Origin of the sequence: Pseudomonas sp. RIT-562 (assembly GCF_026241895.1) — a bacterium.
Taxonomy (GTDB): Bacteria; Pseudomonadota; Gammaproteobacteria; order Pseudomonadales; family Pseudomonadaceae; genus Aquipseudomonas; species Aquipseudomonas mandelii_F.
Map to the genome: position 1 here is coordinate 23,230 of NZ_JAPJIV010000026.1, position 13,868 is coordinate 37,097.

General features: G+C 62.3%; 13 protein-coding genes. 5 read left to right on the plus strand and 8 right to left on the minus strand.

Annotated elements, in window-relative coordinates; translation table 11 throughout:
* Window positions 1–6 precede the first annotated feature (6 nt).
* Together ORL50_RS24810 and ORL50_RS24815 are read right to left on the minus strand one after the other, a co-directional pair.
* The gene (locus tag ORL50_RS24810; RefSeq protein WP_266018904.1) at window positions 7–1,152 is read right to left on the minus strand and encodes a hypothetical protein; all 1,146 of its coding nucleotides are present in this window, start codon (window positions 1,150–1,152) and stop codon (window positions 7–9) included.
* Between the two features lie 56 nt (window positions 1,153–1,208).
* Window positions 1,209–2,249 carry an AraC family transcriptional regulator gene (locus ORL50_RS24815; RefSeq protein ID WP_266018905.1) on the minus strand — a complete coding sequence of 347 codons (1,041 nt, stop codon included), beginning with the start codon at window positions 2,247–2,249 and terminating at the stop codon, window positions 1,209–1,211.
* 167 nt (window positions 2,250–2,416) lie between these two features.
* Here ORL50_RS24815 and ORL50_RS24820 point away from each other — a divergent pair, with 167 nt between their 5' ends.
* The 3 genes from ORL50_RS24820 to ORL50_RS24830 are packed head-to-tail and all read left to right on the plus strand — an operon-like array spanning window position 2,417 to window position 4,374.
* A complete protein-coding gene (locus ORL50_RS24820; protein WP_266018906.1) occupies window positions 2,417–3,268 on the plus strand; it encodes a 3-hydroxybutyryl-CoA dehydrogenase in 852 nt (283 codons plus the stop codon).
* Entirely contained in the window at window positions 3,255–3,914 is a 660-nt protein-coding gene (locus ORL50_RS24825; protein WP_266018907.1) for a TetR/AcrR family transcriptional regulator, read from the plus strand. The genes ORL50_RS24820 and ORL50_RS24825 overlap by 14 nt, the downstream gene beginning before the upstream one ends.
* A gap of 46 nt (window positions 3,915–3,960) precedes the next feature.
* On the plus strand, window positions 3,961–4,374 hold the full coding sequence (locus ORL50_RS24830) for a VOC family protein (RefSeq protein ID WP_266018908.1): 414 nt from the start codon (window positions 3,961–3,963) through the stop codon (window positions 4,372–4,374).
* A 216-nt stretch (window positions 4,375–4,590) separates the two neighbouring features.
* On the opposite strand, the gene ORL50_RS24835 is transcribed toward ORL50_RS24830, so the two are convergent.
* The 6 genes from ORL50_RS24835 to ORL50_RS24860 all read right to left on the minus strand — a co-directional run bounded on the left by ORL50_RS24835 (window position 4,591) and on the right by ORL50_RS24860 (window position 11,500).
* Window positions 4,591–4,806: a TOBE domain-containing protein gene (locus tag ORL50_RS24835; RefSeq protein WP_045061257.1), complete on the minus strand. Its 216-nt coding sequence runs from the start codon at window positions 4,804–4,806 to the stop codon at window positions 4,591–4,593.
* Between the two features lie 125 nt (window positions 4,807–4,931).
* Window positions 4,932–5,744: an energy transducer TonB gene (locus ORL50_RS24840; protein WP_266018909.1), complete on the minus strand. Its 813-nt coding sequence runs from the start codon at window positions 5,742–5,744 to the stop codon at window positions 4,932–4,934.
* Window positions 5,741–6,187 (minus strand): protein TolR, encoded by a 447-nt coding sequence (gene tolR, locus ORL50_RS24845; RefSeq protein ID WP_266018910.1) that lies wholly within the window; start codon window positions 6,185–6,187, stop codon window positions 5,741–5,743. Before tolR ends, ORL50_RS24840 begins: the two co-directional genes overlap by 4 nt.
* 13 nt (window positions 6,188–6,200) lie before the next feature.
* Window positions 6,201–6,911, minus strand: a complete 711-nt coding sequence (gene tolQ / locus ORL50_RS24850) for a protein TolQ (protein ID WP_266018911.1) — start codon at window positions 6,909–6,911, stop codon at window positions 6,201–6,203.
* A 91-nt stretch (window positions 6,912–7,002) separates the two neighbouring features.
* Window positions 7,003–8,910: a phytase gene (locus ORL50_RS24855; protein WP_266018912.1), complete on the minus strand. Its 1,908-nt coding sequence runs from the start codon at window positions 8,908–8,910 to the stop codon at window positions 7,003–7,005.
* Between the two features lie 61 nt (window positions 8,911–8,971).
* On the minus strand, window positions 8,972–11,500 hold the full coding sequence (locus ORL50_RS24860) for a TonB-dependent receptor (RefSeq protein ID WP_266018913.1): 2,529 nt from the start codon (window positions 11,498–11,500) through the stop codon (window positions 8,972–8,974).
* 314 nt (window positions 11,501–11,814) lie between these two features.
* Here ORL50_RS24860 and ORL50_RS24865 point away from each other — a divergent pair, with 314 nt between their 5' ends.
* Window positions 11,815–12,729 (plus strand): GGDEF domain-containing protein, encoded by a 915-nt coding sequence (locus ORL50_RS24865; RefSeq protein WP_266018915.1) that lies wholly within the window; start codon window positions 11,815–11,817, stop codon window positions 12,727–12,729.
* 9 nt (window positions 12,730–12,738) lie between these two features.
* Window positions 12,739–13,782 (plus strand): AraC family transcriptional regulator, encoded by a 1,044-nt coding sequence (locus tag ORL50_RS24870; protein WP_266018916.1) that lies wholly within the window; start codon window positions 12,739–12,741, stop codon window positions 13,780–13,782.
* The last annotated feature ends 86 nt before the right edge of the window (window positions 13,783–13,868 follow it).

Here is a 13,868-nt window from a genome sequence, read left to right on the forward strand (position 1 = left end):
GGTACTTCAGCCAGCGGTCGGGGCGGTCACTGTGACGGCAGCTGTTTTCACCTTAGCGGTTGGGCAGACATCCACTCCCACCAGACCCGCACGTGGGACGAACTGCACCGCCTTGGTATCGGACTTCCACAATCGTACGAAGTACGTGCCGTCCGCTTCGGCGATGACCCGCAACGGGCGGCTGAAACCGGCTCTGTCGGGATCGGTGATCGATTCGAAGCCTTTGCTCTCGGGGCCGAAGTTGAGGATCGTGCAGTTGCGCGCGCCGGACGCCGACACCTGGAAGGCGAACCCGCCCAGCTTGGCGCCTGTCCCCGGGTACATGCCGAGCACAATGACCAGTACCATGACCGCCGTTGCGACCAGCGCCACCGGGTTGTCATGGCTGCGCATCTTCATCACGAACAGCGCACCCAGCAGCTGGATGATCCACAGCACCAGCAATTGCGCGAGCATCAGCGGTCCCAGCCACCACAGACTGCTCACATAATGCCCCGCGATATCAATCGCCACGATGGTCACGTTGAGTATCACGCCCATCTGCACGAAGGCGGACATCAGGCAGGCAAAGCGAAAGTCCATCGACAGTGGGCCTTCAATGCCCAATGTCAGCAGCCAATAGTAAATGGCGATGGTCAGCACTGTGCCCAGGAACGCCGCCAGGGCCCAGTACCAGGTGCCTGAGACTTGCGAACCGATCACGCTCAGCAACGCGCAGAACGTCCCGAGCACCACCAGGCTGGCCGCCCAACGGCCCAACATGCGGATATGGCGCTTGCGTTGTTCGGGCGTGGAGCGTCCCAGGGTCAGCTCGTCACTCAAGCGCCGCTGCGAATCGTTGAATCGATGAAACAGCACGAAGATCGGCAGCAGTACAAACGCCACCAGGATCGTGATGATGAACACCAGGATCGCCGACATCACCGGCAGTGCCGTGATCACCGCCGACGAGGTGATGCTCAGTGGGATCTTTTCTTCCTGGATGTACTGGTACAGGTACACCCCGGCCATGAGCAGAATGCCCACGGTCAACGGCCAGGCCCGCTCGTTGAGCCACAACAGGCACTGGCTCATCTGTTTGAAACGATCGGGGGTGGCGGTACGCGGCGGGAGGTTTTCGATATCGGTCACGGCGACAGGCTCCAGTTCCATGGGGGCAGGCACCAGGACTGTACAGGCCCGAACGCAGGAAAACATCGGGCCTGTGCTTAATCAGAAACGTCCGTCAGACCTTTCACCGAGCCGCCCTGGAAGCGCGCCCGATATTTGCCCGGACTTTCCCCGGTCCACTTCTTGAACGCCCGATGGAACGCGCTTGGCTCCTGGAAACCCAGGCGCTCGGCAATGTCGCCGATGCTCGCACGGCTCTCGCGGAGCTGCTCGAATGCCACGCCGCGGCGTACTTCGTCCTTGATTTCCTGGTACGAACAGCCTTCACGCTCGAGTTTGCGGCGAAAGGTGCTGGGGCTCAGGTGCTGCTCCAGGGCGAACGCCTGCAATGTTGGCCAGTCGCTGTACGGGCTGTTGCGCAAGCGCTGGTGGACCTGCGAAGCCAAGCCATGCTGGTTGCGAAAGCGGATCACCAGCCACTGCGGCGCAGTGCGCAGGAATACCTTCAGCGATGCCAGGTCCTGGACCACGGGCAGGCGCAGATAATGGCTGGCGAACTCGATCTCGGTACGCTCGGCGCCGAGCGTCAGGTTCGGGCCCCAGAGCAGACGGTCATCGCTCAAGGCCACTCGCGCATGGCGAAAGTCGGCGCGGTCGATCGGGATGCGCCGCCCGCCCAGCCAGCACAGCAGGCTGATCATCAGCACCATGAAGGTCTCTTCGCCGAACCGGCTGACATCGGGGTTTTTCGCCTGGGAGTCCAGGCTGATCACCGCACGTTTGCCGCGCACGGTGAGCGTGCCGCGAAAGTCGCGCAGGAACAGGCCGAAGTTGGCCAGGCACTGGCGCATCGCCTTGTGCAGGTCGGGTTCCTGGATCAACGCCCGGCAGATCAGGGCAAACGCACCCGGCGGCATGCCATGGGAGTCGAGCAGGAAAAACTCGTCGTCGAGCTCACGGATCAGCATCAGCCACAGCGCGGCGAACGCGCTGGCAGGCACTCGCGCCGTGGGCTGGTCAATCAGCACCGGGTCGATGCCGGCCTGTTGCAGCAATGCCGCCCGGCGCAATGGATCGGCGCCCAGCTCCTGAACCATGGCTTGCACAAAGTAGGCGGCGACCGAATCCTTTTCCCGCATGTGAACGCTTAACTCCCCGAAATTCGAATGGCAAAAAACGCCAGTTGCGTTGAACAGTTGCGGCATAGGACAACCGCCCTGCCCGCTCTAGACTCGCGGCCAATAGTACGCTTTTGGCTGCATCGGCGGCCAAGGTATCGCACGGTTTTGAGCGCAAGGACTGGAACATGGATCTGCAAAATATTGGCGTGATCGGCGCGGGCACCATGGGCAATGGCATCGCCCAGGTGTGTGCCCAGGCTGGTTTCAACGTGATCCTGCTGGACATCAGCGAGAGCGCGCTGCAAAAGGCCCTCGCCACGGTGAGCAAGAACCTCGACCGGCAAGTGGCCAAGGACACGCTGAGCGAAACGCAAAAGCAGGCAACCCTCGCCCGGATCAGCACCAGCACCGACTACAGCAGCCTGCAGGCCGTGCAGCTGGTGATCGAGGCGGCCACGGAAAATCTCGATCTGAAATTGCGCGTGCTGCAACAGATCGCCGCGCAAGTGGGCAGCGAATGCGTGATCGCCTCCAACACTTCGTCGCTGTCCATCACCCAACTGGCGGCCAGTGTCAGCCAGCCCGAGCGGTTCATCGGCCTGCACTTCTTCAACCCGGTGCCGGTGATGGGCTTGATCGAAGTGATCCGCGGCCTGCAAACCAGCGACGCGACCCACGCCCTGGCACTGGAGATGGCGACCACCCTGGGCAAGACCGCGATCACCGCCGGCAACCGTCCGGGTTTTGTGGTGAACCGGATTCTGGTGCCAATGATCAACGAAGCCATCCTGGTGTTCCAGGAAGGCCTGGCCAGTGTCGAAGACATCGACGCCGGGATGCGCCTGGGCTGCAACCAACCGATCGGCCCGCTGGCATTGGCTGACCTGATTGGCCTGGACACCGTGCTGGCGATTCTCGAAGCCTTCTACGATGGCTTCAACGACAGCAAATACCGCCCCGCTCCACTGCTCAAGGAAATGGTCGCCGCCGGCTACCTGGGACGTAAATCGGGGCGTGGCTTCCATGCCTATGCCTGAGCGTTGTTCACGTTTTGCCGAATACCGGGACAAGGTGCTGGAGCTGTTCGCCAGCAAGGGTTTCGGCCAGGTCGGCATGCGTGAACTCGCCACCTGCCTGGGGCTCGCCCCAGGCTCGCTGTATCACCACTATCCGAGCAAGCAGCACTTGCTCCTCGACCTGATCGAGGAGTTTTACGAAGAACTGCTGGCAACGTTGGGCCGCATCGAACACAAGGCTCCGGCCAAGCGCGAGCGACTCGCCAGCCTGATTCGCGCCCACCTGAATCTGCACGAAGACATGCCCTGGCATTTCCGCCTGGTGGAGCGCGACAGCGGTTGCCTGAACGAGGAACAGCAGGCGCGAGTGCGGCATTTGCGCGAGCAGTACGAGCGCAAACTGTTGAAGCTGCTCGGGGTGCGCTCGCGCTTCAGCGAGCAGGGGCTGCTCGCCGCCGGGCATGCCATCGCCTCGCTGCTCAACAGCGCGCCCAGCTGGTTGACCCACCACCCGCTGGAAGAAAACGAACGCGAAGAGCTGCTGGAGAACATGGTCAGTGGCGCCATCGAACGACTGCTGACCCCGCGTCGCTCGAACGAGGCAATAAGCCTGGCTTCTTCCATAGAAAAAACATCTAAAAAAACCTCGGCAATCGCCGCGATTTAGCGCTTTGCTACCCGGGTCAATCTCTTCAATGACCGGGAGCTGAACCATGAAAATCAATCCCTATCTCATCTTCAACGGCGACTGCAAAGCCGCTTTCACGTTCTACGCCCAGGCACTGCAAGGCAGCCTCGACGTGATGATGACCTTCGGTGAAAGTCCCGCCCGCGAACACGTCCCAGCGGACCTGCACAACCTGATCATCCACACCCGGCTATCGGTAGGCGACCAGGCCATCATGGGCTCGGACACCACCCCCGATCGCCCCACCGATGACATGGCCGGGTGCTCGATATCGCTGAACGTCGACAGCATTGCCGAGGCCGAGCGGGTGTTCAATGCATTGGCTGAAGATGGCAACGTGCAGATGCCGCTGGAAGCGACATTCTGGGCGGCGCGGTTTGGCATGTTGCAGGACCGGTTTGGGGTCGCGTGGATGGTGAATTGCGAAAAGGAGCAGTGATCGGCTGATCGGCTGATTGGCGGCACCTTGTGGGAGCAAAGCTTGCTCGCGATGACAGACTCCTATTCAACAATGATGTCGACAGGAATAGCGCCATCGCGAGCAAGCTTTGCTCCCACAATTTCACCTCCAACAGGGGGTAGCTTCACCGCCAACAGGTAGGTATTTAACAGGCAGGTATTTAGCAGGTAGATATTTGGGCCGCGGGAGCCCTCATCAAAGCTTGGCAATCGATACCTCGGTGGATTTAACAAAGGCAATCACCTCACTCCCAACCCGCAACTCCAGGTCCCGCACCGAGCGAGTGGTAATCACCGAGGTCACAATCCCGGAGGCGGTCTGCACGTCAATTTCGGAGACCACTTCGCCCTGGACGATTTCCTTGATAACGCCTTTGAATTGGTTGCGCACGTTGATCGCTTTGATGGTCATGTTAAGGCTTCCTGTCTGAGTCTTGTTGGTTGGCACACATGTGCAGGCCCCCAAAGTGCACTGCGCGGACCAACATGAAAAGGAATATATAATTATCTATCTATGCCTTTTTAGAATAACGAGAACTACTTGATTCGATAGTGAAATGTATTGCGCACCGCCGGCACCGACACCGCCCGGCCATCGATCATCCGCGGCTGATAACGAAAGGTCTCGGCCGCAGCCAGCGAAGGCCGCATGAACATCGGGTGACAGCCATCCAGCACTTTCGGGTTCTCGACCTTGCCTTGCGGGTTGACCGTGTACTCCACCGTGCAATCGCCCTGCAGATTCTTGTCCAGCGCACGTTGCGGATAGTCCGGCGCCTCCTTGCTCAACGGCAGGTACTGGCGACTGTCGACAGCCGCCTGGGCCGCTTGTTGACGAGCGCGTTCGGCACTCAGGCGCGCCTGTTCGGCCTGCTGCTGGACGAGGCGCTGCTGTTCGGCTTCGCGAGCACGGTTTTGCGACTCCAGGCGCTCACGCTGTTGCTGCGCTTCGAGGTCGCGCTTGTTCTCTTCAACCCGTTTGCGCGCCAGGGCGGCCTGCTGCAGTTTCTGCGCTTGAACTTGCGGATCAATCGCAGGCTTGACCGGAAGCGGGGCCGGAACCGGGGCCGCGACCACCGGTTCAGGTTGAGCCATTGCAGGCGGCGGCTCCGGCGCCGGAGCCTGGGGCGCTGGTGCTTCGGGCGTCGGCGCGAGGATCACCAGTTGGGTGCGCAAAACCGCAGGCTGCTCCACCGGCGGACTCTCGACCACCCAGCCGCGCACCAGCAGCGCCAGCACGATCACATGCAGCCCCACGGCGAGGCTTGCGGCCAGGCCATTGCGCCAGATACCGCTGCGGTCCACAGGCGCGGCGGCCACGTACGGACTGTGCAAGGTCATCGCCGTCATTGCGGGGCCTCGGTCACCAGCCCCAGGTTACTCACGCCACCCTGTTGCAACGCCGCCATCGCCGCAACCACGCTGCCGTAGCCGGCGTCCTTGTCGGCGCGGATGTAGACCTGGGTGTCGCTGCGCTCGGCGACTACCTGCGCGACCTTGGCCTGCATGTCTTCGAGGGTCACGGCACTGTCGGTCTGGTGGCGGGTGTCGAGCTCGCCGCCAAGGTTCCAGTAGTAACCGCCCTCGGCCTTCACCGACAGCGTGAGGATCTGTTGGCGGCTGTCATTGGCCAGTGCTTCGCTGGCGACCTTGGGCAGCTCGATTTTCACTCCCTGGGTGAGCATGGGCGCGGTGACCATGAAGATCACCAGCAACACCAGCATCACATCGATATACGGCACCACGTTCATCTCGGCCTTGGGTCCGTGTTTGCGTTGCGGTCTGACCAACATTGTCACTCTCCTTTCAGGCGGCAGCGGCCAAGTTGATCGGCGCGCCGTGCAGCTTGCGGTGCAGGCGCACTTGCAGTTCGTTGCCGAAGGCGTAGTAGCGCGTCAGCAAGGTCTGGCTGCGCGAGGAAAAACGGTTGTAGGCGATCACTGCGGGTATCGCCGCAAACAGGCCGATGGCCGTGGCAATCAACGCTTCGGCGATGCCCGGGGCCACGGTGGACAAGGTTGCCTGCTGCACCTGGGACAATCCGAGGAAGGAATTCATGATCCCCCACACGGTACCGAACAGGCCGATATACGGGCTCACCGAGCCGACCGTGGCGAGGAACTGCAGGCCTTTTTCCAGGCGCACTTCCTGTTCGCTGATGGCGACATACAGCGCCCGTTCCACGCCTTCGAGGACCACATCCGCGCCATTGCCCGAGTGCTGGTTGAGGTGATTGAACTCCTGCAGGCCGGCCTGGAAAATCGGCTCGACGCCGCCTTCACTGTCGGTGTTTTTCGCCGTCTCGCGGTAGAGCGCCACCAAGTCCGGCGTGCCGCGAAAGCGTTGCATGAAACCGTTGAGCTGGCGTTCACGCCGCTTCAGCACGCTGCCGCGCAGAATGATCAGGTACCAGCTGAGCAACGAGGCCAGCAGCAGGATAAGCATGACCGCCTTGACCAGCAGACTCGCGTCGCTGATCAGTCCCCAGATCGTCATGTGTTCGAGTGTGGCGTGCATGGTGAAACTCCTTGTCCGGGGCTCGCGGGCCGCCGATGCGCGACGGCCGTTGAGCTATTCGATGAAAGTCAGATGACAGGGTGATGACGGATCAGGGCAACTTGAGGGCCTTGGTCACCTCGGCCCAGGGCACGAACTTGAAATTCTGGGCTTGCTCGGGCATGCGTTTGCGGCCGTCCTGCACCACCAGCATGCCCTCGCTCCAGGCCCCGCCAAGGTTGACGGAAGTGACTTCGAGGCCATCGGTTTCCGAAGCGCCATCGATACCGAGGGCGGCATTCAAGCCAACCCGAAAGGCGCCACGCGCTGCGAATGGCGGCTGGGCATCGAGCACCAGGTAGCTGTCGTTGCCTTGGCTGGAGATCACCAGGTAGTCGTTGCCCGCACTTTGATACAGCGCCAGCCCTTCGACATCGGCGTGCAATTGCGGCCCCACCTTGATCACGCTGCTGAGGGTCGCCGGTTGGTCGGCCCGGGCATCCACCGCCCACACGCCGACATCTTCTTCACCGAGGAACAGCCGCTGGCGCTGATCATCGGCCACGCAGCCTTCGGGCTGGCTGGCGACCTTGAACTGGCGCACCAGCTCGCCCTGGACCGTGCCGTGCGGGGCGCTCAGGCGGTATTGCATGAAGGTGCCGTCCTTGCCGTTGGCGATGGCATACAGTTCACCGCTGGCCGGCTGGAACAAGCAGATGCCGTAGATTTCCTTGAGCGGCGTGGCGATTTCCCCGGCTTCACGCAGCTCGCCGCTTTGGCGATCGATGCTGAAGAGGCTGAGGCTGTTGTGATCGCGATTGCTCGCTACGGCGAGGTCGACGTTCTGCTGGCCCAGCTTGAAGTTGGGCCGCACATCAACGTTATTCAGGCGCCCGACCGGCAGCTCCTGGAGCAATTTTCCCTGCAGGTCGTACGCCAGCAGGCCCTGTTTTTTGTTGGTGCCGAGCACCCGACTCAGCTCGGCTTGCTGCGGATGAATCCAGATCGCCGGATCGTCGGCGGCATCCCCTTGCCGCGCCACTGGAGCAGTCTGGCTGTGGGCCGGCACCGTTGGCAAAACCGCAGGCGTGGCGACCGGCGTCGCTTGCCAATCGAGCTCGCCCTGATACAGACGACCATCGTCATCGTCACGCAGCAGTACCTCTAGCCCCTTGGCGGTGGCGCGCACAGCGAGGTTTTCCGGCTCCTTCAGCCCGGCCAACGGAAGATTGGCCTTGGCCAGCCAGCGCTCGCCCTGCTGCTGATAGAGGTGCAATTGCGCGGCTTTCGAGTCCAAAGCCACTACGCCTCCGGGTATCAGGGCCATGGCGCCAGCGCTGTGCTTGATCTCGCCGAAAGGCTCGCGCAGGGCGATCGGTACGCGGGTCACGTCGGCTTCGGGATGTGCCGGATAAGCCCACCAGCCGACGTTCTCCTCGTTGACCACCAACTGCTGGGCGCCATCGTCGACCCGGCAGTCCGTTGCCGAAGGTGGCAGCGGCAGGCCGCGCACCCGTTGCGGCTGGGCTTCGAGATGAGCGTCGGTGCCGACCAGCCACTGCTCGCCCTTGCCCTCCTCGCCGACCAGGAACAGGAACAGGTTGCTGGCCTCATCGCGGTACAGGCACACACCGTTTACCGGGTAATCGCGCGTCGGCAGATAGACCGGCTGGCCCCAGCTGCGTTTCTCCGCATCAAGGCTGACCAGCATCGCCTGCTGCCGTGCAGTGTCGAGGCTCGCCACCAGCACCTGAGCCCCCAGGGTACGGCTGTCCACGCCACTGAACGAGCCCGGCAGGCGCGCCAGTTCCGCGCCCTTGGGGTCGAGCAACAGCAAGCCATCGCGCTGGCTGGCGGCCAGGCGTCCGGCGCCGGTCGGCAGGTAAGCCACAGCGTCGACCTTGAGGTTCGGCGCCCAGGGCGTGAGTGTCAGGTTGACTGCGGCGGCCATGGCCTGGCTGGCGCTCAGGCTGATCAATGCGGCGAGCAGGCAACGGGTGGGTGAAAACAAAATGCTCATGAACAGGCAAATTCCTTGTCGTGCGTGCAACCGGTCGGCAGCCGCGGCTGCCATGCCGGGCTTAGAAGTGGGTGAAAGTCAGGCCGAGCTTGAAGGTCGGGCCGTACTCTTCGTACTGGCCGTTGTAGGCGCGGTGCCCGGTGTAGACGAAGTACGACTCGTCCGTGAGGTTCTGCGCCTCGAAGCTCACTTGCAGGTCTTTGGTTAGCGAGTAGCGCGCACTGAAGTCGACGAAGGTCTGGGCGTCGACGTGCAGGTCGTGGTCCTTGTCGTTGATCGACGCCAGCTCATAGAGGTAATCGGATTTGTAGTTGGCCGACAGGCGCAGGCTCAGCTTGTCGTCCTCCCAGCCCACCATCAGGTTGCCGACGGTGTCCGACTGGCTGGGCAGATCGATGCTGCGTTTGCTATTGGTGCCGGTGCTGGCGTCGAAGCCCTTGATCTCGGCGTCGGAGCGGCTGAAGGTGGTGTTGGCACCGATCAGCAGGCCGTTCCACGGCGCAGGCAACCAGTCGAATTTCTGCGAGTAGGCCAGCTCCAGGCCGTAAAGCTTGGCGCTGTCGCCATTGGCGAAGGTGTGCGCCTCGGCGAAATCGACCCAGGCACCGGTGCCGGCGAGGTCGGTGTTGTAGACGAAGTTCTGGATGTCCTTGTAGAACACGAAGGCCGAGACGGTGCCGGCGCGGCCCATGAAGTGCTCGATGCCGAGGTCGAGGTTGCTCGACTCCAATGGCTTGAGGTCCGGGTTGCCGAAAGTGGCTTCGTCATCGTCGATGACAAACCCCGGTGCCAGCTGGCCAAAAGTCGGACGTACCACCGACTTGGTCCAGGCCGCGCGAACCTGGGTGTTCTTGTCCAGCTGGTAACGCGCATGCAGGCCTGGCAGCCAGTGGTGATAACGACGCTTGGTGTCGGTGGCCTGGAATTCGCCATCGGTGGCGCCGGTACCCTTGGCCTCAAACTCGGTGCCTTCGTAGCGCATGCCGGCAATGAAACGCCAGTCGTCGATGTCGATGGTGTTCATCAGGTAGCCGGCGTTGATGTCCTCGCTGATCTTGAAGTCGTTGACCCGCGACTCCGTCTCGTCGTAGAAATCGTCGCGATCAAGCCCCCCGATCAGATTCTTGATCGCGCTGCCACTGATGCCCGGCCCGAACCGGCCCAGGCGGTAGTCGACGGAGCCTTTCTGGAACTGCGTCAGGTTGAGCTGCTGGTCGTTGAAGCCCAGGTCATCGAAGTCCTCATAGACCCAGGCGTCGAGGTCGTTGTCCTTGTTGCGGCGGCTGACCTTGCCGCCGAATTTGACCTGTGACGCATAACCCTTGAAGTCGTAATCCCGGGCCAGGTCCAGGCGCAGATTCTTTTCAGTGTCGGTGGTGCGCTGCTTCTCCCAATCGACCTTGTCCAGGCTGAAATTGCCCGGGTCGTAAAAACCCTGGCCGATGATCGGGCGTGGCTTGTCATTGTCGTAGAAGCCGCTGTCGGCAAAGTCATCGATGCCATTGAACGCCGCGTTGGCAATGTGGCCCGGGCTGTCTTCGCTGGAGCGGCTGTAACCGGCCTGCCCGCTGAGGGTCCAGAGGCCGAACAGGCGCTCACCGCCGAGCACGTAGGACTGGATTTCCTGGGTTTCTTCGCGTTGCTTGAGTTTGCGCGCACCTTCGCTATCGCCGGTCTCGCCAGCCGCCAGCGGATCGGCGAATTCAAACGCCGTGGAATTGCGCGTTTCGCTGTCCTTGTAGCGGCTGTAGAGCGTGCGCAGGTAATAGCTGCTGAGGTCGTCAGGCTTGTAATCGAAATTGAGTCCACCGCCGGTGCGCTCGCGACTGATGTCGTAGTCCCGTTGCTCGAATTCCTGCAGCCTGGCGCCTTGCTCGAAATCCCAGGCACCGCCGGTTTCGACGTTGTCCGAACCGAAATCGCGCTTCTGCCAGCTCAATGCCGCAGCGACGCCGAAGTTGTCGATGCCGTCGCCAAGACTGAAGCGGTTACTGGCGGCGCCGGAGAATTTCGGGCTGGTCTGGTGGGTGTTCTTGTCGTAGCTCGCTTCAGTGCTGCCGGTATAGAACAGCCCCTGGTGATCGAAGGCCGAGAGGCTTTGCACATCGACCGTGCCGCCCAGGGAGTTAGCGTCCATGTCCGGGGTCAGGGTCTTGATCACCGACAACGACTGCACCAGTTCAGAGGGCAACACGTCGAGGGCCACGGCACGGCGCTCGCTTTCCGGCGAGGGCACCAGCGTGCCGTTGATGGTCACGCTGTTGAGGTCCGGCCCCAGGCCGCGCACGCTGACAAACCGGCCTTCGCCCTGGTCCCGCTCGACGCTGACCCCAGGCAGGCGCTGCACCGCTTCGGCGACGTTTTCGTCAGGGAGTTGAGCCATGCCGTCGGCGTGCACCACGCTCTTGATGCTATCGGCGCTGCGCTGCTCCTTGAGCGCCTGATCGATGCTCGCCGCCTGCCCTACCACCTGCACGTGTTCAGTGGCGGTCGCTGATTCGGCGGCACTCAACCGTTCGCTGGCGATCGCCATGGCCAGGGCGGTGAGCGTGAAACCGAGCAAGCCTGTGGTGCTGCGGCGCTTGTACATGAATGTCCTCCCCCAAGAGTCCGTTGACGCCGGGCAAGAGGCCCGGCAACTGGGAGGGCAAGCTAGGGTTGGGGGATGACGGTTCTGTGACAGGCTTGGCGCGAAACGCTCTAAAACGTGGATTTGCCCAGGTTGGCGGGGGCAAATGAGCTGAAATGACCCGTGGGAACGTTCGATGCAGCGTCCCGCAACGGATTTTTAGTAGAAAAGCAGTGCATTACCCTGAGCTGATTCGACCCCTGCCCTGCGTCACTCGCCTGTCACAAACATCTGCTCTGCTGACGCGCATTGCCATTCGCCAAAGGATCGCGGCCATGTTCTCTGTGCTCAAACCCCATCGCTGGAAACTCGCCCTGCTCCTGGTTGCGGCCAACCTCGGACTGATCCTGCACCTGGCTTGCGGCGAGCTGAAAAGCCTCAGCGAGTGGGTGTGGCTGGACATCATCGGCGAGGGCGGCTCGGCGTTACTGGCGTTGGTATGGTTGGGGCTGGTGCTCAAGAGTCGCCCCGCTGGCCGCGTGACCAACTACCTGGCCCTGGGCCTTAGCTGCATCTTTTTCTCCTGGTGGATCGACAGCCTCGACGAATTCATCCGCCTGCCCGACAGCATCACCTGGGATCACTGGCTGGAATCCGGGCCGATGCCGGTCGGCATGATCCTGTTGACCATCGGCATCTATCATTGGCATCGCGAGCAACTGGCGATCAGCGCGCAAATGGAGAAGCGCGAGAAACTGTTCCGCGAGCACCGCCTGTTCGACAAGCTCACGCCCCTGGGCGGCGCCGATTATCTCAAGCGCCAGCTGACTGCCAGCCTGGCGCAAAGTCTCACCCAGGAGCAGCCGCTGTCATTGATGGCCGTGGACCTGGATAATTTCGCCGCAATCAACCAGGCGTTCGGGCATGCCGAAGGCGATGCGGTGTTGCAAGCCATCAGCCACTTACTGCTGCTCAACCTGCGCCGCCAGGACCTGCTGTGCCGGTTGGCCGGCGACCGTTTTGTCGTGCTGTTGCCCAATACCGGGGAAAGCCAGGCACGGCTGTTGGCCCTGGAGCTGCAACAGGCGGTGCATGGCCTGGCGCACAAAACCCGGCAGCATGGCGAGCGCTTGCAACTGTCCGCCAGCACCGCCGTGGTGATGGCCATGGGCGAGGCGCCGGACGTCTTACTTAAACGTCTCAACCTGGCCCTGGCGCGCGCCAAGCAGCCCCTGGCAAAGACTGCCTGAGGCACGGCGATGACCCTGAAAAACACCTGGTACGAAAACGACTCCCGGTTCATTCCCGGGCATTACCAACCGGCCACCCTGATTGATCTGGCGCTGTCCCGGGACATCGACAGCCACCGCCTGCTGCGCGGCACCGGGCTGTTCCACGAAGACATCCTGGCCGGGCAGACGCGCCTCAGCCCGCAGCAATTCCTGGCCCTGATCGACAACAGCCGGCGCCTGCTCGATGCCGACGACAGCAGCTTCCTGTTCGGCCAGCGCCTGCTGCCCGGTCACTACGGCCCCGCCAGCCACGCCCTGCGGCATGCGCAAAACCTGCACCAGGCACTCGATACGCTGGTACAACAACAGGCGTTGCTCAGCCCGCTCGCCGCGCCGCGCCTGGTGCTCGACGAGCAGCACGCCTACTTCTACTGGCTGGACAGCTGCGGTGCTGGCGAGCAATGGCGCTTCCTGCTGGAGGCGAGCATGACGTCGATCGTCGCCATGAGCCGTGCCCAGAGCGGCCAGCGCCTGCCCTGGGAGTGCAGTTTCAGCCACGCCGAGCCGCGTTACGTCGAGCAATACTGGGTGCACCTGGGCGAAGACACGCAATTCAACCGCCCCCTGGACCTGATGCGCATCCGCCGCGAATACCTCGCCCAGGCGTGGCCCGCCAGTTCGGCGACGGTTGGCCAGGTCGCACGCCAGGAAGCCCAGGGGCAAATCGATCATCTGGGTTTCAGCGCAAGCTTCGTCGACTGCCTCTACCGCTACCTGCAGGCCCACGTGCGCGCCGCGCCCAGCCTGGAACAGGCCGCGCAAGCCTTCGGCATGAGCCCCGCGACACTCAAGCGCAAATTGCAAAAGCACCACACCGGGTTTCAGCAGCAGGTGGATCTGGTGCGCAAGCATGTAGCGCTGTACCTGTACCAAATCAAGGGCTTGAGCAACGAGGAAGTGGCCGATTACCTGAGCTTCAACGATGCGGCAAATTTCCGGCGCTCCTTCAAGCGCTGGACCGGCAGCACGCCTAACCTGTTTCGCCAGCTGTTCGGTTCCGGTACGGGGTAAGCGGAATCTGAAGGGCGACATCCACGATGCCGACCAAATAGATAAAGCCGATAAACACCCGGACGAAGAAATAGATTACGAAGCCA

Excerpts from the sequence above, each read along its gene's own strand:
- ORL50_RS24855 (WP_266018912.1), bottom strand. The coding sequence starts at position 8,910 with ATGAGCATTTTGTTTTCACCCACCCGTTGCCTGCTCGCCGCATTGATC.
- ORL50_RS24810 (WP_266018904.1), bottom strand. The coding sequence starts at position 1,152 with ATGGAACTGGAGCCTGTCGCCGTGACCGATATCGAAAACCTCCCGCCG.
- ORL50_RS24830 (WP_266018908.1), top strand. The coding sequence starts at position 3,961 with ATGAAAATCAATCCCTATCTCATCTTCAACGGCGACTGCAAAGCCGCT.
- ORL50_RS24820 (WP_266018906.1), top strand. The coding sequence starts at position 2,417 with ATGGATCTGCAAAATATTGGCGTGATCGGCGCGGGCACCATGGGCAAT.
- ORL50_RS24870 (WP_266018916.1), top strand. The coding sequence starts at position 12,739 with ATGACCCTGAAAAACACCTGGTACGAAAACGACTCCCGGTTCATTCCC.
- tolR (WP_266018910.1), bottom strand. The coding sequence starts at position 6,187 with ATGTTGGTCAGACCGCAACGCAAACACGGACCCAAGGCCGAGATGAAC.
- tolQ (WP_266018911.1), bottom strand. The coding sequence starts at position 6,911 with ATGCACGCCACACTCGAACACATGACGATCTGGGGACTGATCAGCGAC.
- ORL50_RS24815 (WP_266018905.1), bottom strand. The coding sequence starts at position 2,249 with ATGCGGGAAAAGGATTCGGTCGCCGCCTACTTTGTGCAAGCCATGGTT.
- ORL50_RS24860 (WP_266018913.1), bottom strand. The coding sequence starts at position 11,500 with ATGTACAAGCGCCGCAGCACCACAGGCTTGCTCGGTTTCACGCTCACC.
- ORL50_RS24865 (WP_266018915.1), top strand. The coding sequence starts at position 11,815 with ATGTTCTCTGTGCTCAAACCCCATCGCTGGAAACTCGCCCTGCTCCTG.
- ORL50_RS24840 (WP_266018909.1), bottom strand. The coding sequence starts at position 5,744 with ATGACGGCGATGACCTTGCACAGTCCGTACGTGGCCGCCGCGCCTGTG.
- ORL50_RS24825 (WP_266018907.1), top strand. The coding sequence starts at position 3,255 with ATGCCTATGCCTGAGCGTTGTTCACGTTTTGCCGAATACCGGGACAAG.
- ORL50_RS24835 (WP_045061257.1), bottom strand. The coding sequence starts at position 4,806 with ATGACCATCAAAGCGATCAACGTGCGCAACCAATTCAAAGGCGTTATC.